Genomic DNA, 24,655 nt, shown 5'->3' on the forward strand with positions numbered 1-24,655 from the left:
GACGAGACGGTACCGTCCCGACGTAAGTCACCATAGACGGGACGGTACCGTTCCGTCCACCCGCTAGACTGCGAGCCATGGCACGCACCCCGACCGGCGCCGCGGTCCTCCAGCCCGAGGTCACGCAGGCGATCACCGACGCCGTCCTGCACGAACTCGCCGAGCAGGGCTACGGGCGGCTGTCCATGGAAGCGGTGGCCAAGCGGGCCGGGGTCGGCAAGAGCGCGCTCTACCGGCGCTGGCGGTCGAAGGACGAGATGATCGCCGCGGTCGTCACGGAGTTCAGCGTGACGCGGGCGGCGGAGGCGGACACCGGCTCACTGCGCGGCGACCTGCGGGAGGCGATGCAGGCACTGATCGACTGGCTGACGCACCCGCTGTTCTCGCGGATCCTGCCGGACCTGGTCGCCGAGGACGCGCGGAACCCGGAGCGCGGCCGCAGCACCCGCGAAAACATCGGCGGGCCCCGGCGCGAGGTCGGCGAGGCGATGCTGCGCCGGGCCATCACGCGCGGCGAGCTGCCCGAGGACCTCGACATGGAGATGGCGCTGGACGTCCTGGCGGCGCCGATCTACTGGCGCCTGGTGGTCCGGCAGGCCGAAGCCGAGCCGGACTACGTGGACCGGCTGGTGGCGTACGCCCTGCGCGCACTGGGCGCGCAGGGCGCGTGAATCAGCTCCGGTCGGGCTCGCCCGCAACGCGCTTGATGTTCGCGCCCAGCCGGTTCAGGTTCTCGACGAAGTGCGGGTAGCCGCGGTCGATGTGGAAGACGTCCCAGACCTCGGTGACGCCGTCCGCGCACAGGCCCGCGAGCACCAGCCCGGCGCCCGCGCGGATGTCCGACGCCCAGACCGGCGCGCTCGAGAGCTTCTCGACCCCGCGGACCACCGCGTGGTGGCCGTCCGTGCGGGCGTCACCGGACAGGCGCACCATCTCCTCGATGAACCGGAACCGCGCCTCGTAGACGTTCTCCGTGATCATCGACGTGCCTTCCGACACCGCCGACAGCGCCACCGCGAACGGCTGCAGGTCGGTCGCGAAGCCGGGGTACGGCAGCGTCACCCAGTCGACCGCCTTCGGGCGCTCCGGCTGGACCACGCGGAAACCCTTGTCGTCGTAGGTCTCGACGTCCGCGCCGGCCAGCTGCAGCTTGTTCAGCACCAGGTCGAGGTGGTGCGGGTTGACCCCGCGCACGGTGATGTCGCCGCGGGTCATCGAGGCGGCGAACGCCCAGGTCGCGCCCACGATCCGGTCGCCGATCACGCTGTGCGTGGTCGGGTGCAGCTGCTCCACGCCGTGCACGGTCAGGGTCGAGGTGCCGGCGCCTTCGATCTTCGCGCCCATCTCGGTGAGCATCGTGCAGATGTCGACGATCTCCGGCTCGCGCGCGCAGTTGTCAATCACCGTGGTGCCCTCGGCCAGCACGGCCGCCATCAGGATGTTCTCGGTCGCGCCGACGCTCGGGAAGTCCAGCCAGATCTGCGCGCCGACCAGCGTCTCGGCCTTCGCGACGACGCAGCCGTGCTCGATCGTGCTCGTCGCGCCCAGCTTGCGCAGGCCGTTCTGGTGCATGTCCAGCGGCCGCGAACCGATCGCGTCGCCGCCCGGCAGCGCCACGACGGCCTGCTTCAGCCGCCCGACCAGCGGCCCCAGCACGCAGACGGACGCGCGCAGCTTGCCCATCGCCGCCGAGTCCGCGCGGTGCGACAGCTCGGCCGGCGTCGTGATGGTGGCCGTGTCGCCGTCGATGACGACCTCGCAGCCGACGCTCCGCAGCACGTCGCCCATCAGCGGGACGTCGAGGATCTGCGGGCAGTTCGTGATGGTCGTGGTGCCCTCGGCCAGCAGGGCCGCGGCCATCAGCTTCAGCACGCTGTTCTTGGCGCCGACCACGTCGACCTCGCCGACCAGCCGCGCTCCGCCATGCACGTCGAAGTGCTCGCTCATGGCCGCCAATCATGCCCTCTCGCCCGGATTCGGCCCGGGCGGGGGCCGCTATGGTGGGTGCCATGGTCGTTCGCATCAACCGCGTCTACACGAAGGTCGGCGACAACGGCACGACCGCGCTCGGCGACGGGTCCCGCGTGCCCAAGACGTCCCCGCGGCTGGGCGCGTACGCGGACACCGACGAGACGAACTCGGTGCTCGGCCTGGCGATCGCGATGGGCTCGCTGCCCGCCGAGGTGACGGACGTCCTGCGCACGGTCCAGAACGATCTCTTCGACGTCGGCGCGGACCTCTGCCTGCCGATTTCCGACGACCCGCCGTACCCGCCGCTGCGGATCACCGAGAAGTACGTCGAGCGCTTGGAAGGCTGGTGCGACGAGTTCAACGAGCGCCTGCCGAAGCTGACGTCGTTCATCCTGCCGGGCGGCACGCCGGGAGCGGCGTTCCTGCACCAGGCCAGGACGGTGGCGCGCCGGGCCGAGCGCTCGGCCTGGGCCCTGCACGAGGCGGAGCCCGAGGCGACGAACCCGATCGCGGTGAAGTACCTGAACCGCCTGTCGGACCTGCTGTTCATCCTCGCCCGGCTGGCGAATCCCGAGGGTGACGTGCTGTGGCAGCCGGGCGGGCAGCCCTAGATCCCCCAGCTCGCCCGGAGGGCCCCCAGCGCCTGGTGGAAGCCGGGGAAGGTCTTCTTCACGCACTCCGGGTCATCCAGGGTGATGCCGTCGACGAGCAAGCCCGTGATGCTGAACGCCATCGCGATCCGGTGGTCGCGGCGGCAGGCCACCAGGGTGCCCGTCGGCTCGCCCGGCTGGATCTCGATCCAGTCGCGGCCCGTCTCGACCTGGATCCCGAGAGCGCGCAGGTTCTCCTCGCACGCGTCGAGCCGGTCGCACTCCTTGATGCGCGTGTTGTAGACGTCCTCGATGCGCACCGGGCCGGACGCGAACGGCGCGATCGCCGCCAGGGTCGGGACCGTGTCCGAGATGTCGCGCATGTTCACCGTGATGCCGCGCAGGCCGTCCGACGGTCCCGCGACCGTCACCGAGTCCGGCGCCAGCTCCACGTGCGCGCCCATCTCGCGCAGGACGTCGGCGAACTTCACGTCGCCCTGCAGGGCGTCCGAACCCAGCCCCGGGATGGTCACCGTGCGGCCGGTGACCGCCGCCGCGGCCAGGAAGTAGCTCGCCGTCGACGCGTCCGGCTCCACCGGGTACGCGCACGCCTGGTACGGCTGCGCCGGCACCACGAACGTCTGCCCCTCGCGGCGGACGTCGACGCCGAAGCGGCGCATCATCTCCAGCGTGATCTCGACGTACGGCACCGACACGAGGTCCGTGACCGTGATCCGCAAGCCCTCCGCGGTCAGCGGCCCGACCAGCAGCAACGCCGTCAGGAACTGCGACGACAGACCGGCATCGAGGGTCAACGAGCCGCCCTTGATGCCGTTCGCGCGGACGGTCAGCGGGTGGTGGCCCGGCTCGCCGCCGAACTCGAGGTCGACGCCCAGCTCCTGCAGGGCGTCGGTGAGCGGCCCGAGCGGGCGGCGGCGCATCTGGCCGGAGGCGTCGAAGCGGAACGTCCCGGTGCCGGCCGCGGCCAGCGCGGGCAGGAACCGGGCCGTCGTGGCGCCGTCCCGGCAGAAGACGTCGGCTTCGGCGACGCCCGGGCCCGACGGGCGGCCCTCGATGGTCCACGCGTCCGCCTGCCGGTCGACGCGGTAGCCGAGCTTGACCAGGCCCTCGGCAAAGCCCTCGGTGTCGTCCGAGTGCAGCGGACGGCCGAGGGTGGTGGTGCCGTGCGCGGCGGCGGCCAGGAACAGGCCGCGGGCGGTGACGGACTTGGAGCCGGGGATCTCGACGAGGGTCACCCCGACGAGTCTACGGAGAGCGGCACTTTCACGTGAAAGTGCCGCCTGGGAGCGTCAGGAGGCGCGCGGCAGGCGCCGTCCGGGCGGGGCGGACTCCAGCCAGGAGAGGAACCCGGTCAGCGCGCCCGGCCCCATGGCGATCTCGATCGCTTCCTGGGTCTCCGACTCGCAGCGCAGGACCGTCGAGCCCTCGGGCACGGCGTAGGCCTCGGTGCCGGACGGGTCGCGGCGGTCGGCGATCTGCATGCTCTCGCGCTGGAAGACGCGGTCGGCGCCGGTGCGCAGGCTCCACACCCGGTACCAGACGAACTCGTCGCCCTCGTAGCGGCCCAGCCCCAGGTGCCAGCTGGACCGCGGGTTGTCCGGACGCCACCGCAGCGCGACGCTCACGCCACCACCGCGGCGCATCCGGATCCACCGCTGGCCGTACCAGGCGGCCAGCACCGCGAGCACGATCAGGAGCCCGACTACGACCACGGTGATCTTCACGGCCCGGCTCCTGCCCGTCTCGCGCTCAGGCCGTCTGGCCCGCTGCGCGGAGCTGGGCCGAGGCCCTCGCCCGCTCGGTCTCGTCGTCCCCGGTCAGGGCCGCCTTGGCCGCCTCGACGTCGATCTCGTCGGAGAGCTCGGCGCTCTCGGCGAGGATGCTCACCCCGGTGCCGGTGACGGAGAGGAACCCGCCGTGGACGGCCGCGCAGACCGTCTCGCCGTCGGTGGTCGTCACCTTGACCACGCCACCCTCGACCAGCTGCCCGAGCACGGGTTCGTGACCGGCCATGATGCCGATCTCACCCTCGGTGGTCTGGGCCACCACGAAAGTGGCGGTACCCGACCAGAGACGGCGCTCGACGGCCACCAGCTCCACGGACATCTCAGCCACGTGCACTCCTTAACTCGGGGTGTTGCCACCGAGTGTAATAGGTCTGACTCAAACTACGAGAACGGCGGGGGTGAAAGTCCACATAGGACACCACCCCCGCCGCGCCCGGAGAATCACTTCTTGGTGATTTCCTTGTACTTCTTCTCGAGGTCCTCGAGGCCACCGATACCCAGGAACGCCTGCTCCGGGTAGTGGTCGAAGTCACCCTTGGTGATGCGGTCGAACGACTCGATCGTCTCCGACAGCGGCACCGTCGAGCCCGGGATCTGCGTGAACGCCTCGGCGACCAGCATGTTCTGCGACAGGAACCGCTCGATGCGGCGCGCGCGCTGAACGGTCAGCTTGTCCTCTTCCGAGAGCTCGTCCATACCGAGGATCGCGATGATGTCCTGCAGCTCCTTGTACTTCTGCAGGATCCGGATGACCTCGGAGGCGACGCGGTAGTGGTCCTCACCGACGATGGCCGGGTCGAGGATCGTCGACGTCGACGCCAGCGGGTCGACCGCCGGGAAGATGCCCTTCTGGAACACCGACCGGGAGAGCTCGGTGGTGGCGTCCAGGTGGGCGAACGTCGCGGCCGGGGCCGGGTCGGTGTAGTCGTCCGCGGGGACGTAGATCGCCTGCATCGAGGTGATCGACCGGCCACGGGTCGAGGTGATCCGCTCCTGCAGCTGCCCCATCTCGTCGGCCAGCGTCGGCTGGTAACCCACGGCGGACGGCATGCGGCCCAGCAGGGTCGACACCTCCGAGCCGGCCTGGGTGAACCGGAAGATGTTGTCGATGAACAGCAGCACGTCCTGGTTCTGGACGTCGCGGAAGTACTCCGCCATGGTCAGCGCCGACAGCGCGACGCGCATACGCGTGCCCGGCGGCTCGTCCATCTGGCCGAAGATGAGGGCGGTGTCGTTGATGACGCCGTCCTCGGACATCTCCAGGAAGAGGTCGTTGCCCTCACGGGTGCGCTCGCCGACACCGGCGAACACCGAGGTACCACCGAAGTTCCGGGCGACGCGGGTGATCATCTCCTTGATGAGCACCGTCTTGCCGACGCCGGCACCGCCGAACAGGCCGATCTTGCCACCCTGGACGTACGGGGTGAGCAGGTCGACGACCTTGAGGCCGGTCTCCAGCATCTCGGTCTTGCCCTCGAGCTGGTCGAAGGACGGGGCGTTGCGGTGGATGCCCCAGCGCTCGAGGTCCTCGCCGTAGCCGGGCTCGTCGAGGCACTCGCCGAGGGCGTTGTAGACGTGGCCCTTGACCTTGTCGCCGACCGGGACCGTGATCGGGCCGCCGGTGTCGGTGACCTCGGCGCCGCGCACCAGGCCGTCCTGCGGCTGCAGGGAGATGGTGCGGACGAGGTTGTCGCCCAGGTGGCTGGCGACCTCGAGGGTCACCGTCTTGCGGAGCTGCTCGAACTCGATCTCGACCTTGAGGGCGTTGAACTGGTCGGGCACGGAACCGCGCGGGAACTCGACGTCGACGACCGGACCGGTCACCGACACGATGCGCCCCTTGGCGCGCGGGGCTTCAGTACTGGTCATCAATCATCACTTCCTGCTGCGGTGAGCGCGTTCGCGCCACCGACGATTTCGGAGATCTCCTGGGTGATCTGCGCCTGGCGGGCCTGGTTCATCTCCCGCGTCAGGTTGCCGACCAGCTCGTTCGCGTTGTCCGACGCGGCCTTCATCGCCGTCCGGCGGGCGGCCAGCTCGGACGCGGCGGACTCGAGGAAAGCCGCGTAGAGCCGCGTGTTGATGTACTTCGGCAGGATCGCGTCCAGCAGCTTGTCGGCACTCGGCTCGAACTCGTAGCTGGGGAGCAGGCCGGCGGGCTTCTGCTCCTCGTCCTCGGAGTACTCGACCTCGAGCGGCGCGACGCGCTTGGCCGTCGGCCGCTGCGTCAGCATCGACACGAACTCGGTGTAGACGATGTGGATCTCGTCGACACCCGTGATGCCGTCGGCGTTGCCGTGGTCGTCGTCGACGCCCCGCATGAACGACTCGACCAGGGCGTCGCCGGCCGCGACCGCGTTCGCGTAGCCCGGCTGGTCGGAGAAGCCCGTCCAGCCGTCCACGACCTCGCGACCCCGGAACCGGTAGTAGTTCAGGCCCTTGTTGCCGGTGACGTAGACCTGCGGCTCCTTGCCCTCCTCGCGGAGGAGGGCGAGCAGCTCTTCGGTCGCGCGCAGCACGTTGGAGTTGTAGCCACCGCACTGGCCCTTGTCACTGGTCACGACCAGGACGGCGGCCCGCTTCGGGTTCGGGCGCTCGACCAGCATGGGGTGGTCGAGCGTGGTGGCCGCGCCGGCCAGCGCCGAGAGCACCTTGGTGATCTCGTCCGCGTACGGCCGGGAAGCGGCGACCCGAGCCCGCGCCTTGGTGATGCGCGCGGTGGCGATGAGCTCCATCGCCTTGGTGATCTTGCCGATCGACTTGGTCGCCTTGATGCGCGACCGGAGTTCCCGGAGTTGTGCGGCCATGAGCTACCAGCTCACTTCTTCGGCGCGGGCTTGTTGACCTTGACGGTCTCCTGCCCGACCTTGTCGGCTTCCATGGCGTCCGCGTTCTCCTCGAGCGGCTTGCCCTCGGAGGTCGTGAACTCCTTCTTGAACTCGTTGACCGCGGCGACCAGCTTGTCGGCCGTCTCGTCCTCGAACTTCCCGGAGTCGCGGATCGCGCCCAGGATGTCGTCGTGCTTGCGGCGGGCCGAGTCGAGGAACTCGTGGTTGAAGCGGCGGACGTCCTCGGTCGGGACCGAGTCGTAGTGGCCGTTCGTGCCCAGCCACACCGTGCAGACCTGCTCCTCGACCGGGATCGGCGAGTACTGCGGCTGCTTGAGCACCTCGTACAGGCGGGCACCGCGCTCGAGCTGCGCCTTGGAGGCGTCGTCGAGGTCCGAGGCGAAGGCCGCGAAGGCCTCCAGCTCGCGGTACTGCGACAGGTCGATCCGGAGCGAGCCGGAGACCGACTTCATCGCCTTGACCTGGGCGGCACCACCCACGCGGGACACCGAGATACCCACGTCGATGGCCGGGCGCTGGCCGGCGTTGAACAGGTCCGACTGGAAGAAGCACTGGCCGTCGGTGATCGAGATGACGTTGGTCGGGATGTAGGCCGACACGTCGTTCGCCTTGGTCTCGATGATCGGGAGACCGGTCAGCGAGCCGGCGCCCAGCTCGTCCGACAGCTTCGCGCAGCGCTCCAGCAGGCGGGAGTGCAAGTAGAAGACGTCGCCGGGGAACGCCTCGCGGCCCGGCGGGCGGCGCAGCAGCAGCGAGATCGCGCGGTAGGCGTCGGCCTGCTTGGTCAGGTCGTCGAACACGATGAGGACGTGCTTGCCCTCGTACATCCAGTGCTGGCCGATGGCCGAGCCGGTGTACGGCGCGATCCACTTGAAGCCGGCGGAGTCCGAAGCCGGGGCGGCGACGATGGTGGTGTACTCCATCGCGCCCGAGTCCTCGAGGGACTTCTTGACCGCGGCGATCGTGGAGCCCTTCTGGCCGACCGCGACGTAGATGCAGCGGACCTGCTTCTTCGGGTCGCCGGTCTCCCAGTTGGCCTTCTGGTTGATGATCGTGTCCACGGCGACGGCGGTCTTGCCCGTCTTGCGGTCACCGATGATCAGCTGGCGCTGGCCGCGCCCGATCGGGGTCATCGCGTCGATGGCGGTGATACCGGTCTGCAGCGGCTCCGACACCGGCTGGCGCTCGACGACCGAGGCGGCCTTGAGCTCCAGCGCGCGGCGCTCGGTGGTCTCGATGTCGCCGAGGCCGTCGATCGGCTGGCCCAGCGGGTTGACGACGCGGCCGAGGTAGCCGTCGCCGACCGGCACCGACAGGACCTGGCCGGTGCGCTTGACCTGCTGGCCCTCTTCGATGCTTTCGAAGTCACCGAGGATCGCGGCACCGATGGAGCGCGCGTCCAGGTTCAGGGCGACGCCCAGGACGCCGCCGGGGAACTCGAGCAGCTCGTTGGCCATGGCCGAGGGCAGGCCCTCGACGTGGGCGATGCCGTCACCGGCGTCCACCACGATGCCAACTTCTTCCCGGCTCACGTCCGGGGCGTAACTCGAGACGTAGTTCTCGATCGCGCTACGGATCTCATCCGAGGAGATCGTCAGCTCGGCCATGTCTTTCCCGCTCTCGCTTCGTTCTTGCCAGTATGCAAAGTCTTGTGTGACCTGGGGCTATGCCCGGGCCAGCCGCCTGCGCAACGCCGCGAGCTGCCCCGCCGCGCTCCCGTCGATGACCTCGTCGCCGACGCGGACGACGAGACCGCCGCCGAGCCGGGGGTCGACCTCGACGTGCAGGGCGATCGGCCGCCCGTAGAGGGCGTCGAGCTTCGCGCCCAGCTGGGCGACCTGCTCGTCGGACAGGGCGTTCGCGCTGGTCACGTAGGCCACCGAGCGCTGACGCCGCTCCGCGGCCAGCTTCACCAGCTTGTCGAGCCCGATGCCGACGCCGCGGCCCTTGGCCCGGCGCACGACCTGCTCGACGAGGGTCTCGGTGACCACGTCCACCTTGTCGGCGAACAGCCCGCGCACCAGCGTGCGCTTCGCGTCGGCGGAACCGGTCAGGTCCGACAGCGCCTTCTCGAGCTCGGGGTGGTTGGCCACGACCCGCGCGACCTGGAAGAGCTGGGACTCGACGGTGTCGACGTTCCCGGTCTTCTCCGCCGAGGTGAGCAGGGCCGAGCGGCCGAGCGACTCGAGGCCGTCGGTCAGCTCGCGGGGGCTGGACCAGCGGCTGCCCGCCACGGCGTCGAGCACCTTCAGGGCCGGTTCGGACAGCTTGCCGTCGAACAGCCGGCGCACCAGCGCGGTGCGCGCCTCCGACGTCGCCGAGGCGTCGCTCACTGCCCGGCGCAGGCCGATCTCCCGGTCCAGCAGGTCGACGACCGAGAGCAGCTCGTCGCCGACCGAGGAAGACACCGTGGCGTCGGCGTCCGCCAGAACCTCGCCGAGGCGTTCCTCGGCGAGGCCGAGCGCTTCACGGCTCGCAGCATGCAGCGTCATCTCTGGTTACTTCCCCGCTTCCGAATCAGGCACGGTAGGCACCGGCGGTTTCGAGCTCCGCCAGGAACCGGTCGACGGTGCCGCGGCGGCGCGCCTCGTCCTCGAGCGACTCGCCGACGATCCGGCTGGCGAGCTCGACGGCGTTGCGGCCCATGTCGGCCCGCAGCTCCGCGATGATCTGCGCCTTCTGGGCCTGCAGCTGGGCCTGGCCCTGGGCGACGATGCGCTGGGACTCGGCCTCCGCCTCGGCCCGCAGCTCCGCCTTGATCTGCTCGGCTTCGAGCCGGGCGTCGTCGCGGATCTTCGCGGCTTCGGTCCGGGCCTCGGCCAGCTGGGCCTTGTACTTGGCCAGCGCTTCTTCGGCCTCGGCCTGGGCCCGCTCGGCCTTCTCGATGCCTCCCTCGATCTTCTGCGCACGCTCTTCGTACGCGGCCTCGAAGCGAGGGACGACGTACTTCTTGAGGATGAACAGCAGGATCAGGAAGGCGACGATGCCGAGGATCAGCTCCGAGATGTCGGGGATGATCGGGTTGTGAACTTTGCCCTCTGCGGCGAGGACCAAGGCACTGTTCAGCACGGCGTCTCCTTAAGCGAGATGAGTGTCGACTCAGCCTGCGGAGGCGATGAAGTAGATGACGATGCCGATCAGGGCGAGCACCTCGGTCAGAACGAAGGTCGAGAAGCCGATGCCCTGCAGCTTGCCCTGCGCCTCCGGCTGACGCGCGGTGCCGTTGATGACGGCGGCGAAGATCAGACCCACACCGATGCCCGGGCCGATCGCGCCCAGGCCGTAACCGATGGCGGCGAGACCGGGGTTGATGTTGACGGCCTGCTCCGCGGCCTGGGCCAGAACGATGTTGCTCACGTGCATTTCCCTTCACTTCGGTCCACGCGCTCGCGTGGATCGGGGGCTTGTGTTCTCAGTGCTCCGACGCCAGCGCGGCGCCGATGTACCCGGCCGACAGCAGGGCGAAGATGTAGGCCTGCAGCACCTGGATGAAGGCCTCGAGGAACGTCATCGCGATGGCGAAGAGCCACGCCACCAGGGAGACCGGCTTCAACGCCCAGCCCGAGGTCTCGGTCAGCAGGAAGGTGCCGCCGAGGGTGAACACCGCCAGGATCAGGTGACCCGCGAACATGGCGGCGAAAACACGGATGGCGAGCGTGAGCGGGTTGAGGAGGAACTTCTCCGCGAACTCGATCAGCGCGAACAGCGGCAGGACCGGCTTCGGCACGCCCGGCGGGGCCAGTTCCTTCTTGAAGTAGCCCGCGAAACCGTGCCGCTTGAACCCGACGTAGTGGTACACCGGGTAGACGACGAGGACCGCCAGCGCGAGCGGGAAACCGAACCGCGCCATGGTCGGGAACTGCAGGAGCGGGATGATCCCGTAGAGGTTGTTCACCAGGATGAAGGTGAACAAAGCGAAAACAAGCGGCACGAACGGCTTGAAATCCTTCGAGCCGATCTGCTCGCGCGCGATGTTGTTGCGGCTGAAGTCGTAGATCGACTCGGCGACGAACTGTCCCTTGCCCGGCACGACCTGCAGCTTGCGGGTCGCCAGCAGGAAGTACGCCGCGATGATGACAACCGAAAGCACGACGAGCAGCATCGGCTTGGTGACGTTGCCGAACAGCGCCGGCAACTCGAAGCTTTCGGCGCCGGGCGGCGCGAACGTCGCACCCTCGGCCAATACCAGCGCGCCCACTGGGCTCCTTCCGGTTCTCCCGGCCGGCGTTCACTCCGCCGGGGGAATCGTCACGATCTGGACTTAACGTACCCGATACGTATCAGGTCGTCGGAGGCGGCTACCCCACCGTCCGCAGAACGCGCCTTCACGTTCTGCACACGGGGTTGTCTCGCGTGAACACTGCCCTGCGGTCTACTTCGGACCAGCGGCCGGAAGGCGGAACTACACGGTCGCCACACTGCTGATCGCGGTTCGTCTCGGGAAGCGCGCGGCCGAGGCCGCCACCCTTGACGCGGACCATACCAGCAGGTCAATCAGTGCCGGACAGGCGTACTCCTAACCAACCGATCAGCCCAGGACTTAGGTCCCGGGTCGTCCCGGGACCCAGGTCCGGCGCGGGCCGGGACCGCTTCCGGAACGTCGCAGGCACCAGCGTCGGCGGGGTCCCGGTCACGGTGCGCAGCCGCGCACGAAAGCGCACTTTTGTGGTCCCGGTCACACTCAGGCGGCCGTAGGTGGGTTCACGAAGAGTAACGGAAGCCCGCGACAAAACGGACGACGTCAGGACGGGATGATCGTCGGGATCTTGGTCTTGCGGAAGGCGGCGAACTCGGCCGCGGCGGCGAGCATGATGGCCACGATCATCGTGATGCCGAGCGACATCGGGTGCAGCGCGGTGACGCCCTTCAGCAGCGTCAGCGCGCCGAAGAGCAAAACGACCTTCACGACGTACCCGCCGAGCGCGATGACCATGACGAACATCGGGTCCTGGCCCGCGCTGAACTTCATCATGCCCAGCGTGGACAGCGACGTCAGCATCGCGAGCACACCGCCGACGAGCGAGCCCAGGAACCCGGGCAGGCCGTTGAGGATGCTGAACAACGCGATGCACACCAGCACCGCGGGCGGGGTGACCAGCAGCGAGGCCTTGGTCATCGCGCGGGCGGCCTGCAGCACCACCTTGGCGTGCGGGTTCTCCTGCTCGTGCGTTTCGGCTTCGCTCACACCTGGCTCCCTGCTCGGTTACCACCCGAGTGTAGAGACCCCGGCGGGTCAGGTGCCCGGCTGGTTGCGCGAGCGCAGCCGCGGGACGATCGAGACCACCGCCGCGAAGACCAGGCCGATCCCGATGATCCAGAGCGCCGCGACGTCGTCGAACAGCGTCACCGACACCGCGCCGAACGCGAGGATCCCGGCCCACAGGTAGATCAGCATGACCGCGCGCCGCTGGGAGTGGCCGATCTCGAGCAGGCGGTGGTGGAGGTGCATCTTGTCCGCCGCGAACGGGCTTTCGCCGCGGCGGGTGCGGCGGATCACCGCCATGATCAGATCGAGCATCGGCACGAACAGCACCGCCGCGACGACCACGAGCGGCGAGAGCAGCGCGATCGCGTCCTTGGCGCTGAACTGCGTGTACGGCACGCGCCCGGACGCCGACGTCGTCGCGCCGGCGAGCATCAGGCCGATCATCATCGAGCCGGAGTCGCCCATGAAGATCTTCGCGGGCTGGAAGTTGTACGGCAGGAAACCCAGACAGGCGCCGGCGAGCGTGGCCGCGATCAGCGCGGGCGGGTAGGTGCCGACGTCGCCGCCGGAGCTGTCGAGCAGGCCGAGGGAGAACGAGCAGGTGGCGGCGGCCGCGATGAAGCCGAGGCCGCCGGCGAGCCCGTCGAGGCCGTCGACGAAGTTCATCGCGTTGACCATGACCACGACCATGACGACGGTGAGCAGCGCGCCCTGGTTCTTGTCGAGCACGAGCACCGAGCCGAACGAGCCGCCGGTGCCGCCCCACGGCACCCAGAACGACACCCACTGCACGCCGAAGATGACGAGGATGCCGGCGCACATGACCTGGCCGGCCAGCTTCGTCCAGGCGTCCAGCTCGAACCGGTCGTCGAGCGCGCCGATCAGGGAGATGACACCGGCCGCCAGCAGCACGCCGACCGAGTCGAAGGAGGCGTCGAAGCCGTGCGACAGCGCGGGCAGCTGGTGGGCGAGGCCCATCGCGCCGGCGACGCCGAGGTAGATGCCGACCCCGCCCATCCGCGGGATCGGGGCCACGTGGACGTCGCGCGCCCGGGGGTTGGCGATCGCGCCGACGCGGATCGCGACCCGCCGGACGACGCCGGTGAGCAGGTAGGTCACGGCCGTCGCGGTCAGCGCGACGAGGATGTATTCCCGGATGGGGAGGAGACCGGATGTGGGCGGCACGGGGACGTCACGCTCGCGGGGTCGGGGTCACCCGCGACACGCTATCGTGCCGCGGTTTTTGTCGTGATCCGGCTTCACGCCAACGATTCCGCGGGCACACCCAGCACCTCCGCGATGGCTTCCTTGCCCACCGCGCCCTCGCGCAGCACGACGGGTTCGGTGCCGGTGAGGTCCACGATGCTCGACGCGACGGGCGCACCGCTCGACCCGCCGTCGAGGTAGACGGCGACCGAGTCGCCGAGCTGTTCCTGCGCCTCCTGCGCGGTGCTGGCTGGCGGGCGGCCGGAGACGTTCGCGCTCGAGACGGCCATCGGGCCGACGTCCCGCAGCAGTTCCAGCGCGACGGGGTGCAGCGGCATCCGGAGCATGACGGTGCCGCGGGCGTCGCCGAGGTTCCACTGCAGGCTCGGCGCGTGCGGCAGCACGATGGAGAGGTCGCCGGGCCAGAAGGCTTCGATGAGCGCCCGCGCCTGCGGCGGCACGCCGAGCACCAGCCCGTCCACAGTGGACCAGGACCCGACGAGCACCCCGACGGGCATGTCCGGCCCGCGGTTCTTGGCGCGCAGCAGCGCCTGGACGGCACCGGCGTCGAAGGCATCGGCACCGATCCCGTAGACGGTGTCGGTCGGCAGGACGACCAGCCGGCTCGACCGGACGGCCCCAGCCGCGGCGGCGAGCCCGTCGGCCCGGGTCTCCCGCTTGCTGCAGTCGTAGACCACGCTCATGGGGGCCAAGGGTAGTCCGGCCGGTCGGGCGGGCGTTCGCCGCGTCACACCGCCCCGCCCCTTCGCCCGGCCCACCCCACTCCGGCTCGGCCCGCCCCGGCTCGGCCGCCCCACCGCTTCGCTCCGGCTCACCGGTCGGGGTGCCGGCCTCCGGCCGAAGTCCGCCGGCGCCGGACACTGCGGCGAGCATCTCGCGTGTCGTCCCGCCAATCACGTGTGATGCCCCTCCAATCACACGCGATGCCCCTCCAATCACGCGCGATGCCCGCTTGATCACGGCTGATGCCCGCTCGATCACGGGTGATGCCCCCACCAGGCCGGGTTCGGACTGCCGATCGCGGCGCACACCTGCGTTCCGCGGCGGCGGGAGACTCATGTTCACCCAGGTCAACCGGGGCTGCACGCCGGCCACCCGCGCCACGGACCCAGGGCCTCGGGCGGCCGATCCGGAGACGCAGCCGGCCCGAAAGACGGAGGCCGCCGCGGGGGCGCCCCCCGTCTTCCACGCTACCGGCGACCACCGACAGTTTCCGGCGGCCGCCGGATGCACGGCCCGAACTTGTCCACAACGCCCGCCGGCGACTGACAACCGGCCAGACTTTCGTCGTGCGGCAAGCGGGTAAACCTCCCGTCGGGACAGAACTCCGGCAGTGCGGCTCAATACGGTCGATCTCCGGGAACCACCACCCCCGTGGGTTCCCAGTGAAGGAGCCGCACATGCGCCCCAGAACCCCGAAAGCGCTCGCCCTGCTCGCCGCCGTCACCGTGCTCACCGGGGTCGGGACCGGGACCGCCGCGGCGGAGCCGCTCACCCGTGGCTGGCCCGCCCCGATCGACGCCGCCCGGTGGGAGAACCAGGACCACATGACCTGGTCCGACTACCGCAAGGTCCCCGGCACGAACTGGGCCGACCCGAACCTCAAGCCGACCCAGCGCACCTTCAAGGGCGCCGTCGTCCTCGCCGACTACCCGGACCAGGACTTCGTCGTCACGCAGCCCGCGCGTTCGACCGTCTTCGGCAACCCCGCGCCCACCGCCGCGAACATCCCGCGGGACGACGTCGCGCAGTACTACGAGGACTTCCTCAACAAGCCCGTGGCCCTCAACAACGGCCACACGATCAACGAGTACTGGATGGAGGACTCCGGCGGCCGGTTCGGCGTGCAGCTGACCGCGTTCGGGCCGTACCGGATGCCCGGGAAGTCCTTCGAATACGGCATGGAGTTCCAGCCGAACGCCTGCCCGCCCGGCGCGAACTGCACCCGTGACATCCGCAAGGACGCCGGCGACGCCTGGCGCGCCGAAGTCGGCGACACCGCGAACCAGTTCGACTTCGTCTTCTACCTCTCCGCCGGCCAGGACGAGAGCTCGACGTGGCAGGAGTTCGGCGAGATGAAGTTCGGGACGAAGGAGAACGTCCCCGACAGCTTCGGCCCGCCGAACCACGACCTGCCCAACTACGCGGCGACCCGGTACGTGCCGTGGACGTCGTGGGCGTCGGCCGCCAGCATCTGGCCGAACGCCCAGAACGGCAGCTCGGTGCAGGCCGAGAGCTCCGGGCAGTCGACCTACGCCCACGAGTTCAGCCATATCCTTGGCATCGGCGACAACTACAACAACCCGTTCGGGAACCCGCCGTCGCGCGCCTACAGCGGGCCGTGGGACATGCTGTCGCGCGGCACGTTCAACGGGCCGGGCGGCCCGCACACGCGCTGGCAGATCCCGGCGACGCAGGGCAGCTCGATGGGTGCCCAGCACCAGCTGCGCAACAAGCTGAAGCTCGGCATCGTCGATCCGGCGGACGTGCTGCAGCTCGACCGCAACGAGCTGGCGAAGACCGGCCCGGTGTCGGTCCGGCTCACCGCGCGCGAAACCGAAGCGCAGCCGGGCGCGTTCACCGGCCTGAACATCAAGCTCGCCGGCGGCGACAAGGCGCCGAAGTGCGACCGGGCGACGGACCCGTTCTGCGACGGCGGCGGCTACGACAACTACACGGTCGAGGTCGTCGACCGGATGGGCGCGGACTCGTTCACGCCCGATTCGGGCGTGCTGATCACGAAGACGAAGAACAAGGACAACGCCCCGTTCGACTGGGTGATCGACGCGAACCCGCAGGACATCGGCATCACCGACTACACGAAGCCGGACGGGACGCCGGTGAAGATCACCATCGGTGACTACCGGCAGCTCAACGACGCCCTGTTCAAGGCGGGTACGGAGGCGGCCAGCCCGTACGAGTACACGGACGAGGCGAACCGCCTGCGCTTCCTGATCACCGACCTGGCGAGGGATCGCCGCGGCATCCTGTCGTACACGGTGACGGTGACGTCGCTCGACGGGTCGGGCAGCCAGTCCCGCGGGGCGGCGCTGACCCCGGCCCTCCCGGCGATCGCCCGCGGCGGCCTGGCAACGTGCGACTTCGGCCTGCTCAACACGGGCTCGGCGCACGGCGCGAAGGCCCCGTACGACACGGACACGTACCGGCTGAGCGTGTCCACGGACGCCCGCGGCTGGGAGGTCCGCCTGCCGAACGAGCTGGCAACGGCGAAGTTCGGCGGCCACGCGAAGGTCGCGGCGTACGCGAAGCGCGGCCAGGGCGGCGACCTGGCGGCCCGGGTGAAGCTGACGGCGACATCGGTGAGCGACCCGTCGAAGACCGCGACGGCGAGCTGCACGGTGTTCGGCTTCTAGCGCCCCAGGGCGGCCTTCGGTGCGGCTGACGCGCCGAAGGCCGCCTTGTGACGGCCACATCCGGGGGGCTTGGCCGGAGTTGTGGACAACTCCGGGCCCCGGCCGGATCGGGCCTGGAATTGTCGGTGCCCGCCGGTAGCGTGGAAGACGGGGGGCGCCCCCGCGGGCTGGGGCTGCTGCGGCAGCTGCTCAGCCCAGCCGGCGCGCTCTGACGAACCGGGCCCAGCCCGCCAGACCCGCACGATCACGGCCGCTGCTCACCCAGCCGGCACGCCGCGACGAACCAGACGCCACCCCGCCACGCCCGCACGATCACGGCGGCGGCTGCTCAACCGGCAAGCCGCGGCGAACCAAGCCCGGCCCGCGCCGGGCCCGCATGATCACAGCGGCCGCTGCTCACCCAGCCGGCACGCCGCGACGAACCAGACCCACCCCGCCACGCCCGCGGCCACGGCGGCAGCCCACCCCAGCCACCCCGCCAGCAGCCGCTCACCCCAGCCGGCGCGCCGTGACGAACCGGGCCCGGCCGGTCAGGTCCGCGTGGTCCTCCACCCCCGTCAGCACCCGCCGGGCCCTGACCAGGGCCGGGACCGCCGAACCGTGCGTGTCGTCGTGCTCGATCGCCAGGCCGCCGCCGGGGCGCAGCAGCCGCGCTCCCGCCGCGATCGCGTGGCGGATCACCGCCAGGCCGCTCTCCTCCGCGAACACCGCGCGGGGTGGGTCGTGCTCCGCCACCTCCGGGGGCACCGGGGTGCCCTCCGGGACGTACGGCGGGTTGCACAGCACCAGGTCGACCAGGCCGTCGAGCTCGGCGAACATCGTCGGGTCGCCGATGTCGCCCGAATACAGCCTGATCGGGGTGTTGCCCGCGTCCGCGTGGACGTCCGCGTTGTGGCGGGCCCAGGCCAGGGCCTGCGGGTCGATGTCCACCGCGTACACCACCGCGTCCGGGCGGGCGTTGGCCACCGCCAGCGCCAGCGCGCCCGAGCCCGTGCACAGGTCCACCACCACCGGGAACTCGCGGCCCTGGAGGAACTTGACCCCCCACTCGAGCAGCAGCTCGGTCTCCGGCCGCGGGACGAACACCCCGGCCCCGACCGCGACCGTGATGTCGCCGAGGGCCGCCCAGCCCGTCAGGTACTGCAGGGGGATGCGCTTGGCGCGCTGCTGGACGAGCTGGCCGATGGCCTCGATGACCGGCGGGTCGACCAGCGGCACCATCGGCAGCCGGCCGCGTTCGACCCCGAGCACGTGCGCGGCGATCACCTCGGCGTCGAAGCGCGGCGAGGCGACGCCCGCGCGCTCGAGGATCCGGGTGGCCTCGATGATGGCCAGGCGCAGCGGCTGCCGATTCACTCGTCGTCCTTCACCTCGTCGAGCCTGGCACACCAGGCGGAACTCCCCCGTGAGGACACGCGCCGGTCCTACGCCGTCCAGCGTATCGAGGCACCCCGGGCCCGCGGCCGACAACTGCCCGCCCGCCCGGGTGCCGGGATCGCGGCGGGCCCGATCTTCTAGGATGCAGGTCACCGGGTCGGGTTTCGCCTGCTCTGCGGCGCCGCCCGAACCGTTCCGCACTTGATACTCCGGGGAGCCCCGCAGTGCCCACAGAGCCGATCACCCGCCGGGTGGCGTTCATCTTCCCGATCTACAACGAGGAAGAGAACATCGACCTGCTGCACAAGACGGTCGACGAGGTGACAGCCCCGCTCGCCGGGAAGTACGACTTCAGCTTCCTCTACGTCGACGACGGCAGCCGGGACGGCTCGCTGGCCAAGCTCACCGAGCTCAGCGCCCGCGACGAGCGGGTCACGGTAGTCGAGCTGTCCCGCAACTTCGGCCACCAGATGGCCGTCACCGCCGGGCTCGACCTGGTCGACGCCGACGCCGTCGTCATCATGGACAGCGACATGCAGGACCCGCCGCGGGTCGCGCTCGAGCTGATCGAGAAGTGGGAAGAGGGCTACGACGTCGTCTACGCGCAGCGCCGCTCGCGCCAGGACTCGGCGTTCAAGAAGCTCACCGCCGGCGGGTTCTACTGGTTCCTGCGGAAGATGGCCGCCGTCGACATCCCGAAGAACACCGGCGACTTCCGGCTGATCGACCGCAAGGTGGTCGACGAGCTGCGCAAGTACCGCGAGCGCGACCGCTTCCTGCGCGGCCTGGTCAGCTACATCGGCTTCAAGCAGACGGCCGTGCTGTTCGACCGCGACAAGCGGCACGCCGGCGTCACCGGCTACCCGCTGCGCAAGATGCTGCGCTTCGCCGCCGACGGCATCCTCGGCTTCTCGGTGACGCCGCTGCGGATGATCACGCGCATGGGTTACCTGATCTCGTTCCTGAGCTTCGTCGGGATCCTCTACGTCGGCGGCGTCAAGCTGTTCGCGCCGGAGACGGCGGTGCCCGGCTGGGCGTTCCTCGGGATCGCGATGTTCTTCCTCGGCGGGATCCAGATCATCATGCTGGGCGTGCTCGGCAGCTACATCGGCCGCACGTACTCGCAGGTGCAGAACCGGCCGCTCTACGGCGTCGCGTCGGTGCGCACGGGCCCGGGCGCGCCGCTCGAAGCCCGCGAGGGCGCCGAAGCGGGACGAGGCTCCCGATGAAGCTGATCTCGGCGACCCAGCTGCGCTTCGGGGCGGTCGGCGTGGCGAACACGCTCGTCGACGCGCTCGGCTACGCGCTGCTGGTGACGCTGGGCGTCCCGCTGTTCGTGGCGAACTTCATCTCGACGACCACGGGCATGCTCCTCAGCTTCACGCTCAACCGGAACTTCACGTTCCGCGCCAAGGACGGCGACGTCCGCCGCCAGGCCCTGCTGTTCTTCGGCGTCACCGCGTTCGGGCTGTGGGTGGTGCAGGCGGCGATCATCTTCGCCGTCACCAGCGCCTTCCCCGGGGTGAACGTGCTGGTCCCGAAGGGCGCCGGCATCGTCGTCGGCCTGGTCTGGAACTACGTGCTCTACCACAAGGTCGTGTTCCGGCAGCGGCCCGCGCAGGTCGAAGCGCCGGTCGCGGAGGTCACGCATGACTAGCACGGCCGTCCCCTCCCGGGCCGCCGACCAGGTCGAGCCGGAACACCCGGAGCCGGCCCGCGCGAGCCGCTGGGCCTGGCTGAACGGCGACTACGCCCGCGTCTTCGCCGTGGTGCTGGCCTGGCACGTGGTGCTGATCGCGGTGGCGTACCTGTTCGCGCCGTCCAGCCCGGTCGACGAGGGCATCCCGAAGACCGGCATCGGCTCGACGATGAGCCTGCTGGCGCACACCTACCGCTGGGACGCCGGCAACTACGGCGAGATCGCGATGCACGCCTACACCGGCAGCTACGCCCCGACGCGGGCGTTCTACCCGGTGTTCCCGCTCCTGGTGTGGCTGGTGCAGACGGTCAGCTTCCACACGATCGGCCTGCTCGCCGCCGGGTTCCTGGTCAACCTGGTGGCCACCTGGCTGGCGGCGGTCGCGCTGCTGAAGATCGGGCGCCACTTCTTCCAGGGCGAGCGAGCCCCGTGGCTGGTCGTCGCGGCGTTCCTCACCGCGCCGGCCGCGTTCTTCCTGCACTCGTTCTACAGCGAGGCGGTGTTCTGCGCGCTGGGCTTCTGGGCCTACCTGTTCGCGCTGCGCCGCCAGTGGCTCTGGATGGGACTGACGCTGATCCCGCTGACGGCGTCCCGCATCACCGCGGCGGTGTTCGTCGGCCTGTGCTTCCTGGAGTTCTGGCGGTCGAAGGACTGGAAGCTGCGCGGCCTGCTGTCGTGGCACCTGCTGTGGTTCCCGGCGGCGTTCCTCGGCCTCGGCGGCGTGCTGGTCGCCATGAAGCTCCAGACCGGCGACTTCTTCGCCAGCTTCAACGCGCTCAAGGGCGTGCGGGAGTGGTCGTACCACAAGTTCAACCCGAACATCGTCGAGACGCTGTGGCGCGAAGCCAAGATCACCGGCCACGCGCTGCTCGGCGACACCAAGATGGACGCGTGGACGCTGATGAGCCACGTGCTGCCGATGATCGGGCTGGCGCTGCTGTTCGCGTCCTCGGTGTACGTCCTGGTGGCGTTGCGGTCGAAGGGCGTCCCGCTGGCGCTGTTCGGGTTCGCGTCGATCGTGATGCTGACGATGAACAACAACGTGGTGTCGGTGCACCGCTACCTGCTGCCGTGCCTGGTGATGTATGTGGCGCTGGTGCTGTTCGGCGAGCGCCGCCCGCAGCTGCGCGGCGCGGTGCACGTGGTCCTGTACGCGAACGCGCTGGTCTGCGGAATGATCTACCTGCGCTTCATCACGGGCTTCTGGTCCGGCTGAGCACGGCCAAGGAGAGTCAGGAAATGAGCTTGTCCGGTTCGCTGCGCCGGGAGACCGAGGACGAACCCTCGGCGACCGAACGAACCACCGAGATCGCCGCCGCAACGGGCGAGCCGCCGTCCGTGTCCCCCGAAGGCCCGTCCGAACGGACCCGCCGGTTCTACGTGATCGCCCTCGCCGCGCTGCTGGTCCTGCTGGCCTTCGGGGTCCGGCTGGCCCTGTTCCGCTACCAGACCGCGGACTACACCGCGTTCTACCGGCGCTGGTACGACTTCGTCGTCAGCCACGGCGGGATCGAGGCGCTCAAGTACGAGTTCTCCGACCTGAACGCGCCGTACCGGTACTTCATGGTCCTGCTGCCCCACCTGCCGGTGCCGTCGCCGCTCGCCGGGATCAAGGCCTTCTCGGTCTTCTTCGACATGGTGATCGCGTTCTTCGTGTTCCGCATCGTGGCGCTGAAGCACCCGTCGCGCTGGATCGCCGCCGCGGCCGCGTTCACCGCGTTCATGCTGCCGACCGTCGTGATCAACAGCGCGATGTGGGCCCAGGGCGACGCGATCTACACGGCGTTCTCGCTCGGCGCCGTGTACTTCCTGCTGCGGAAGCGGCCGTGGTGGGCCTGCGTCTTCTTCGGGCTCGCGCTGTCGTTCAAGCTGCAGGCGATCTTCCTCTTCCCGCTGCTGCTGGTGATGGTGCTGCTCGGCCGCGTGCCGTGGCGGGCCCTGGTGGCGATCCCGGTCGTCTACCTCCTGCTCGACGTCCCGGCGCTGCTGGTCGGCGCGTCGCCGTCGAAGCTGCTGACGGTCTACTTCAGCCAGACGAGCATCTACCCGCAGCTGACGCTCAGCGCGCCCAACATCTGGCAGTTCTTCCGCGGCGAGCACGGCATGGAGACGATGAAGACGGCCGCGGTGCTGCTGACCGCGTTGCTGGTCTTCACGCTCTGCCTGCTGGTGGTGCTCAGCCGGGTCGAGCTGACCGACACGCGGATCCTGCTGATCGGCGCGATCTCGGCGGTGCTGGTGCCGTTCGTGCTGCCGTCGATGCACGAGCGCTACTTCTACCTCGCCGACGTCCTGACGCTCGTCCTGGCCTTCTACCTGCCGCGGCAGCTGTGGTACGTCCCGATCATCGTCGAGTTCTGTTCGCTCATGTGCTACATGCCGAACATCTTCTTCGCGAAGGAGGGCGGGGAGGTGGTCGACTTCCGCATCCTCGCGGCGCTGGAGCTGTGCGCGCTGATCGTGCTGGTCCGGTACGCCGTCTGGGACTTCCGGAAGCACCGCGTCCCCGAGCCGCTCACCCGGTAGGGGGACAGCCATGCGCATCATGCACCAGGTGGTCACGTTCGACGCGGCCGACCTCGCGGCCGAGAGCCGCTTCTGGGCCGGCGTGCTCGGCGGCGAGGTCGATGACGACGGCGACTGGCACATGGTGCTGGTCGACGGGGCGCCGCGGATCGGGGTGCAGCTCGCGCCGGACCACCGGCCACCGGAATGGCCGGACGGCCCCACGAAGCAGCAGATCCACCTCGACCTGTGGGTCGAGGACTTCGCCGAGGCCCACGAGCACGTCACGGCCCTCGGCGCCACGGTGCTGAAGCCGGCCGCGGGCAACACGTCCGGCGACGACTTCCAGGTCTACGCCGACCCCGCCGGGCACCCCTTCTGCCTCTGCTGGCTGGTCCCCCGTTAGCCCGCATGGCCTCGGCGGCGACCACGCGTGACGGGAAAAGGCCGACTCGCGTGATCGGGAAGCCGACACGCGTGATCAGGCGGTCGACACGCGTGATCAGGCGGTCGACTCGCGTGATCAGCGGGTCGACACGGCGTCAGCCGGACTGAGCCGCCAGGCGCTCTTCGCGGTCCGCGGTCGCCAGGGCGTCCAAAACACCGTCCAGGTCGCCGTCCAGGACCTGGTCGAGGTTGTAGGCCTTGTAGTTCACGCGGTGGTCGGAGATGCGGTTCTCCGGGAAGTTGTACGTCCGGACCCGCTCCGAGCGGTCCACCGTGCGGACCTGGGAACGGCGGGCGTCCGATGCCTTCGCCGCCGCCTCCTCCTCCGCGATCGCCTGCAGGCGGGCCTGCAGCACCTGCAGGGCGCGGGCGCGGTTCTGGATCTGGGACTTCTCGTTCTGGCAGGAGACCACGATGCCGGTCGGGAGGTGGGTGATGCGGACCGCCGAGTCGGTCGTGTTGACGCTCTGGCCGCCCGGGCCCGACGACCGGAACACGTCGATGCGCAGGTCGTTCGGGTCGATCTCGACCTCGACCTCCTCCGGCTCCGGATAGATGAGCACGCCGGACGCCGACGTGTGGATGCGGCCCTGGGACTCCGTCGCCGGGACGCGCTGGACGCGGTGGACGCCGCCCTCGAACTTCAACCTGGACCACACGCCGTCGACGTCGGCCGTCTTGCTCTTGATCGACAGCGTGACGTCCTTGAAGCCGCCCAGGTCGGAGTCGACCGAGTCGAGGACCTCCGCCTTCCAGCCGTGGCGCTCGGCGTAGCGCAGGTACATGCGCAGCAGGTCGCCGGCGAACAGGGCCGACTCCTCGCCGCCCTCGCCGGACTTGATCTCCATCACGACGTCGGAGCCGTCGTACGGGTCGCGCGGCAGCAGGAGCTCGGTGAGCTTCGACTCCAGCTCGGGGATCTTCGCGGCCAGCTCGTCGGCCTCCGCGGCGAACTCCGCGTCCTCCGAGGCCATCTCACGAGCGGCCGCGAGGTCGTCGCGGGTGGTGTCGAGTTCGTGGACCGCGCGGACGACCGGGGTCAGCTCGGCGTAGCGGCGGCCGAGCTTGCGGGCGCGCCCCTGGTCGGCGTGGACCGCCGGATCCGCCAGCTGCTGCTCCAGCTCCGCGTGCTCGGCGAGCAGCCCCTTGAGCGAGCTCGAATCCACCTCTGCCACCTCTCAGCCCGGGAAACAAGACAAAAAACGACGCCCACTCGCGCAGGCGAGTGGGCGTCGTCGGAAAAGCTACTTGGCGTCGGCCTTCTTCTGGCGCTTGCCGTAGCGAGCCTCGAAGCGCGCGACCCGGCCACCGGTGTCCATGATCTTCTGCTTGCCCGTGTAGAACGGGTGGCAGTTCGAGCAGATCTCGACGTGGATGTTGCCGCTGGTCTTGGTGCTGCGCGTGGTGAAGCTGTTGCCGCAGTCGCAGTTCACGTTCGTGACCACGTACTCGGGGTGAATACCGCTCTTCATGGTGTCCTCTCTCGTTGGCTCCGGGTCCCCAGTCGTTCCACGGGGTGAACCGGCGCCGGACTTCAGCGGGTAATTCTGCCAGACGGGCAGACGTGTACTGGAACGCACCCCGCTGACCAGCTATTCCCGA

25 protein-coding genes are annotated in these 24,655 nt (G+C 69.8%); 8 read left to right on the forward strand and 17 right to left on the reverse strand.

Annotation, left to right across the window (positions count from 1 at the left end; translation table 11 throughout):
* Nucleotides 1-77: 77 nt before the first annotated feature.
* Complete coding sequence (locus BLW76_RS40680) at nucleotides 78-671, forward strand: TetR/AcrR family transcriptional regulator (RefSeq protein WP_091317400.1); 594 nt, start codon at nucleotides 78-80, stop codon at nucleotides 669-671.
* A 1-nt stretch (nucleotide 672) separates the two neighbouring features.
* Here BLW76_RS40680 and murA read toward each other — a convergent pair whose 3' ends face one another.
* Nucleotides 673-1,947, reverse strand: coding sequence for a UDP-N-acetylglucosamine 1-carboxyvinyltransferase (murA, locus tag BLW76_RS40685; RefSeq protein WP_091317402.1), 1,275 nt, complete (start codon nucleotides 1,945-1,947; stop codon nucleotides 673-675).
* 62 nt (nucleotides 1,948-2,009) lie between these two features.
* On the opposite strand from murA, the gene BLW76_RS40690 reads away from it, so the two are divergent.
* Nucleotides 2,010-2,582, forward strand: coding sequence for a cob(I)yrinic acid a,c-diamide adenosyltransferase (locus tag BLW76_RS40690; protein ID WP_091317403.1), 573 nt, complete (start codon nucleotides 2,010-2,012; stop codon nucleotides 2,580-2,582).
* Here BLW76_RS40690 and aroA read toward each other — a convergent pair.
* The 13 genes from aroA to BLW76_RS40755 form a co-directional block, all read right to left on the reverse strand.
* Nucleotides 2,579-3,817, reverse strand: coding sequence for a 3-phosphoshikimate 1-carboxyvinyltransferase (gene aroA / locus BLW76_RS40695; protein WP_091317405.1), 1,239 nt, complete (start codon nucleotides 3,815-3,817; stop codon nucleotides 2,579-2,581). The two genes, BLW76_RS40690 and aroA, sit on opposite strands and share 4 nt — an antisense overlap.
* Before the next feature lie 54 nt (nucleotides 3,818-3,871).
* A complete protein-coding gene (locus BLW76_RS40700) occupies nucleotides 3,872-4,306 on the reverse strand; it encodes a DUF2550 domain-containing protein (protein ID WP_003102655.1) in 435 nt (144 codons plus the stop codon).
* Nucleotides 4,307-4,331: 25 nt separating this feature from the next.
* Nucleotides 4,332-4,697 (reverse strand): F0F1 ATP synthase subunit epsilon, encoded by a 366-nt coding sequence (locus tag BLW76_RS40705; protein WP_013229521.1) that lies wholly within the window; start codon nucleotides 4,695-4,697, stop codon nucleotides 4,332-4,334.
* Between the two features lie 113 nt (nucleotides 4,698-4,810).
* A complete protein-coding gene (gene atpD, locus BLW76_RS40710) occupies nucleotides 4,811-6,238 on the reverse strand; it encodes a F0F1 ATP synthase subunit beta (protein WP_091317407.1) in 1,428 nt (475 codons plus the stop codon).
* Entirely contained in the window at nucleotides 6,238-7,176 is a 939-nt protein-coding gene (locus BLW76_RS40715; RefSeq protein WP_091317409.1) for a F0F1 ATP synthase subunit gamma, read from the reverse strand. Before BLW76_RS40715 ends, atpD begins: the two co-directional genes overlap by 1 nt.
* An 11-nt stretch (nucleotides 7,177-7,187) precedes the next feature.
* Entirely contained in the window at nucleotides 7,188-8,825 is a 1,638-nt protein-coding gene (gene atpA / locus BLW76_RS40720) for a F0F1 ATP synthase subunit alpha (protein ID WP_091317410.1), read from the reverse strand.
* 57 nt (nucleotides 8,826-8,882) lie between these two features.
* Nucleotides 8,883-9,710, reverse strand: coding sequence for a F0F1 ATP synthase subunit delta (locus BLW76_RS40725; protein WP_091317412.1), 828 nt, complete (start codon nucleotides 9,708-9,710; stop codon nucleotides 8,883-8,885).
* Between the two features lie 25 nt (nucleotides 9,711-9,735).
* Nucleotides 9,736-10,287, reverse strand: a complete 552-nt coding sequence (locus BLW76_RS40730) for a F0F1 ATP synthase subunit B (protein ID WP_091317413.1) — start codon at nucleotides 10,285-10,287, stop codon at nucleotides 9,736-9,738.
* Between the two features lie 30 nt (nucleotides 10,288-10,317).
* A complete protein-coding gene (locus BLW76_RS40735) occupies nucleotides 10,318-10,575 on the reverse strand; it encodes an ATP synthase subunit c family protein (RefSeq protein ID WP_043777226.1) in 258 nt (85 codons plus the stop codon).
* A gap of 55 nt (nucleotides 10,576-10,630) precedes the next feature.
* Nucleotides 10,631-11,416, reverse strand: a complete 786-nt coding sequence (gene atpB / locus BLW76_RS40740) for a F0F1 ATP synthase subunit A (RefSeq protein ID WP_091317415.1) — start codon at nucleotides 11,414-11,416, stop codon at nucleotides 10,631-10,633.
* 543 nt (nucleotides 11,417-11,959) lie between these two features.
* Nucleotides 11,960-12,403 carry a Cg1360 family ATP-synthase-associated protein gene (locus tag BLW76_RS40745; RefSeq protein ID WP_091317417.1) on the reverse strand — a complete coding sequence of 148 codons (444 nt, stop codon included), beginning with the start codon at nucleotides 12,401-12,403 and terminating at the stop codon, nucleotides 11,960-11,962.
* Nucleotides 12,404-12,451: 48 nt separating this feature from the next.
* On the reverse strand, nucleotides 12,452-13,609 hold the full coding sequence (locus tag BLW76_RS40750) for a glycosyltransferase family 4 protein (protein WP_091317418.1): 1,158 nt from the start codon (nucleotides 13,607-13,609) through the stop codon (nucleotides 12,452-12,454).
* Nucleotides 13,610-13,683: 74 nt separating this feature from the next.
* Nucleotides 13,684-14,334 carry an L-threonylcarbamoyladenylate synthase gene (locus BLW76_RS40755; RefSeq protein ID WP_091317420.1) on the reverse strand — a complete coding sequence of 217 codons (651 nt, stop codon included), beginning with the start codon at nucleotides 14,332-14,334 and terminating at the stop codon, nucleotides 13,684-13,686.
* 717 nt (nucleotides 14,335-15,051) lie between these two features.
* On the opposite strand from BLW76_RS40755, the gene BLW76_RS40760 reads away from it, so the two are divergent.
* Nucleotides 15,052-17,025, forward strand: coding sequence for a M6 family metalloprotease domain-containing protein (locus tag BLW76_RS40760; protein ID WP_091317421.1), 1,974 nt, complete (start codon nucleotides 15,052-15,054; stop codon nucleotides 17,023-17,025).
* A gap of 489 nt (nucleotides 17,026-17,514) precedes the next feature.
* Here the strand turns inward: BLW76_RS40760 and prmC are convergent, their stop codons facing one another.
* A complete protein-coding gene (gene prmC, locus BLW76_RS40765) occupies nucleotides 17,515-18,381 on the reverse strand; it encodes a peptide chain release factor N(5)-glutamine methyltransferase (RefSeq protein WP_091317424.1) in 867 nt (288 codons plus the stop codon).
* Nucleotides 18,382-18,626: 245 nt separating this feature from the next.
* On the opposite strand from prmC, the gene BLW76_RS40770 reads away from it, so the two are divergent.
* Genes BLW76_RS40770 through BLW76_RS40790 form a run of 5 tightly spaced genes read left to right on the forward strand, consistent with a single transcriptional unit; the run spans nucleotide 18,627 to nucleotide 23,012 of the window.
* Nucleotides 18,627-19,631 (forward strand): glycosyltransferase family 2 protein, encoded by a 1,005-nt coding sequence (locus BLW76_RS40770; protein WP_091317425.1) that lies wholly within the window; start codon nucleotides 18,627-18,629, stop codon nucleotides 19,629-19,631.
* A complete protein-coding gene (locus BLW76_RS40775) occupies nucleotides 19,628-20,059 on the forward strand; it encodes a GtrA family protein (RefSeq protein ID WP_091317427.1) in 432 nt (143 codons plus the stop codon). The genes BLW76_RS40770 and BLW76_RS40775 overlap by 4 nt, the downstream gene beginning before the upstream one ends.
* Nucleotides 20,052-21,317: a mannosyltransferase family protein gene (locus BLW76_RS40780; protein WP_091317428.1), complete on the forward strand. Its 1,266-nt coding sequence runs from the start codon at nucleotides 20,052-20,054 to the stop codon at nucleotides 21,315-21,317. The genes BLW76_RS40775 and BLW76_RS40780 overlap by 8 nt, the downstream gene beginning before the upstream one ends.
* Nucleotides 21,318-21,340: 23 nt before the next feature.
* Complete coding sequence (locus BLW76_RS40785) at nucleotides 21,341-22,627, forward strand: hypothetical protein (RefSeq protein WP_091317430.1); 1,287 nt, start codon at nucleotides 21,341-21,343, stop codon at nucleotides 22,625-22,627.
* 10 nt (nucleotides 22,628-22,637) lie between these two features.
* Nucleotides 22,638-23,012, forward strand: coding sequence for a VOC family protein (locus BLW76_RS40790; protein ID WP_091317431.1), 375 nt, complete (start codon nucleotides 22,638-22,640; stop codon nucleotides 23,010-23,012).
* Nucleotides 23,013-23,148: 136 nt separating this feature from the next.
* On the opposite strand, the gene prfA is transcribed toward BLW76_RS40790, so the two are convergent.
* Nucleotides 23,149-24,219 (reverse strand): peptide chain release factor 1, encoded by a 1,071-nt coding sequence (gene prfA, locus BLW76_RS40795; RefSeq protein WP_091317433.1) that lies wholly within the window; start codon nucleotides 24,217-24,219, stop codon nucleotides 23,149-23,151.
* Between the two features lie 78 nt (nucleotides 24,220-24,297).
* Entirely contained in the window at nucleotides 24,298-24,525 is a 228-nt protein-coding gene (rpmE, locus tag BLW76_RS40800; protein WP_003102730.1) for a 50S ribosomal protein L31, read from the reverse strand.
* Between the last annotated feature and the right edge of the window lie 130 nt (nucleotides 24,526-24,655).

Source organism: Amycolatopsis tolypomycina, assembly GCF_900105945.1.
Taxonomy (GTDB): domain Bacteria; phylum Actinomycetota; class Actinomycetes; order Mycobacteriales; family Pseudonocardiaceae; genus Amycolatopsis; species Amycolatopsis tolypomycina.

Coding starts and splice junctions, on each gene's coding strand:
- BLW76_RS40725 (WP_091317412.1), bottom strand. CDS start 9,710: ATGACGCTGCATGCTGCGAGCCGTGAAGCGCTCGGCCTCGCCGAGGAA.
- BLW76_RS40755 (WP_091317420.1), bottom strand. CDS start 14,334: ATGAGCGTGGTCTACGACTGCAGCAAGCGGGAGACCCGGGCCGACGGG.
- BLW76_RS40790 (WP_091317431.1), top strand. CDS start 22,638: ATGCGCATCATGCACCAGGTGGTCACGTTCGACGCGGCCGACCTCGCG.
- atpD (WP_091317407.1), bottom strand. CDS start 6,238: ATGACCAGTACTGAAGCCCCGCGCGCCAAGGGGCGCATCGTGTCGGTG.
- atpA (WP_091317410.1), bottom strand. CDS start 8,825: ATGGCCGAGCTGACGATCTCCTCGGATGAGATCCGTAGCGCGATCGAG.
- BLW76_RS40680 (WP_091317400.1), top strand. CDS start 78: ATGGCACGCACCCCGACCGGCGCCGCGGTCCTCCAGCCCGAGGTCACG.
- BLW76_RS40785 (WP_091317430.1), top strand. CDS start 21,341: ATGAGCTTGTCCGGTTCGCTGCGCCGGGAGACCGAGGACGAACCCTCG.
- BLW76_RS40775 (WP_091317427.1), top strand. CDS start 19,628: ATGAAGCTGATCTCGGCGACCCAGCTGCGCTTCGGGGCGGTCGGCGTG.
- BLW76_RS40715 (WP_091317409.1), bottom strand. CDS start 7,176: ATGGCCGCACAACTCCGGGAACTCCGGTCGCGCATCAAGGCGACCAAG.
- murA (WP_091317402.1), bottom strand. CDS start 1,947: ATGAGCGAGCACTTCGACGTGCATGGCGGAGCGCGGCTGGTCGGCGAG.
- rpmE (WP_003102730.1), bottom strand. CDS start 24,525: ATGAAGAGCGGTATTCACCCCGAGTACGTGGTCACGAACGTGAACTGC.
- BLW76_RS40760 (WP_091317421.1), top strand. CDS start 15,052: ATGCGCCCCAGAACCCCGAAAGCGCTCGCCCTGCTCGCCGCCGTCACC.
- BLW76_RS40780 (WP_091317428.1), top strand. CDS start 20,052: ATGACTAGCACGGCCGTCCCCTCCCGGGCCGCCGACCAGGTCGAGCCG.
- BLW76_RS40690 (WP_091317403.1), top strand. CDS start 2,010: ATGGTCGTTCGCATCAACCGCGTCTACACGAAGGTCGGCGACAACGGC.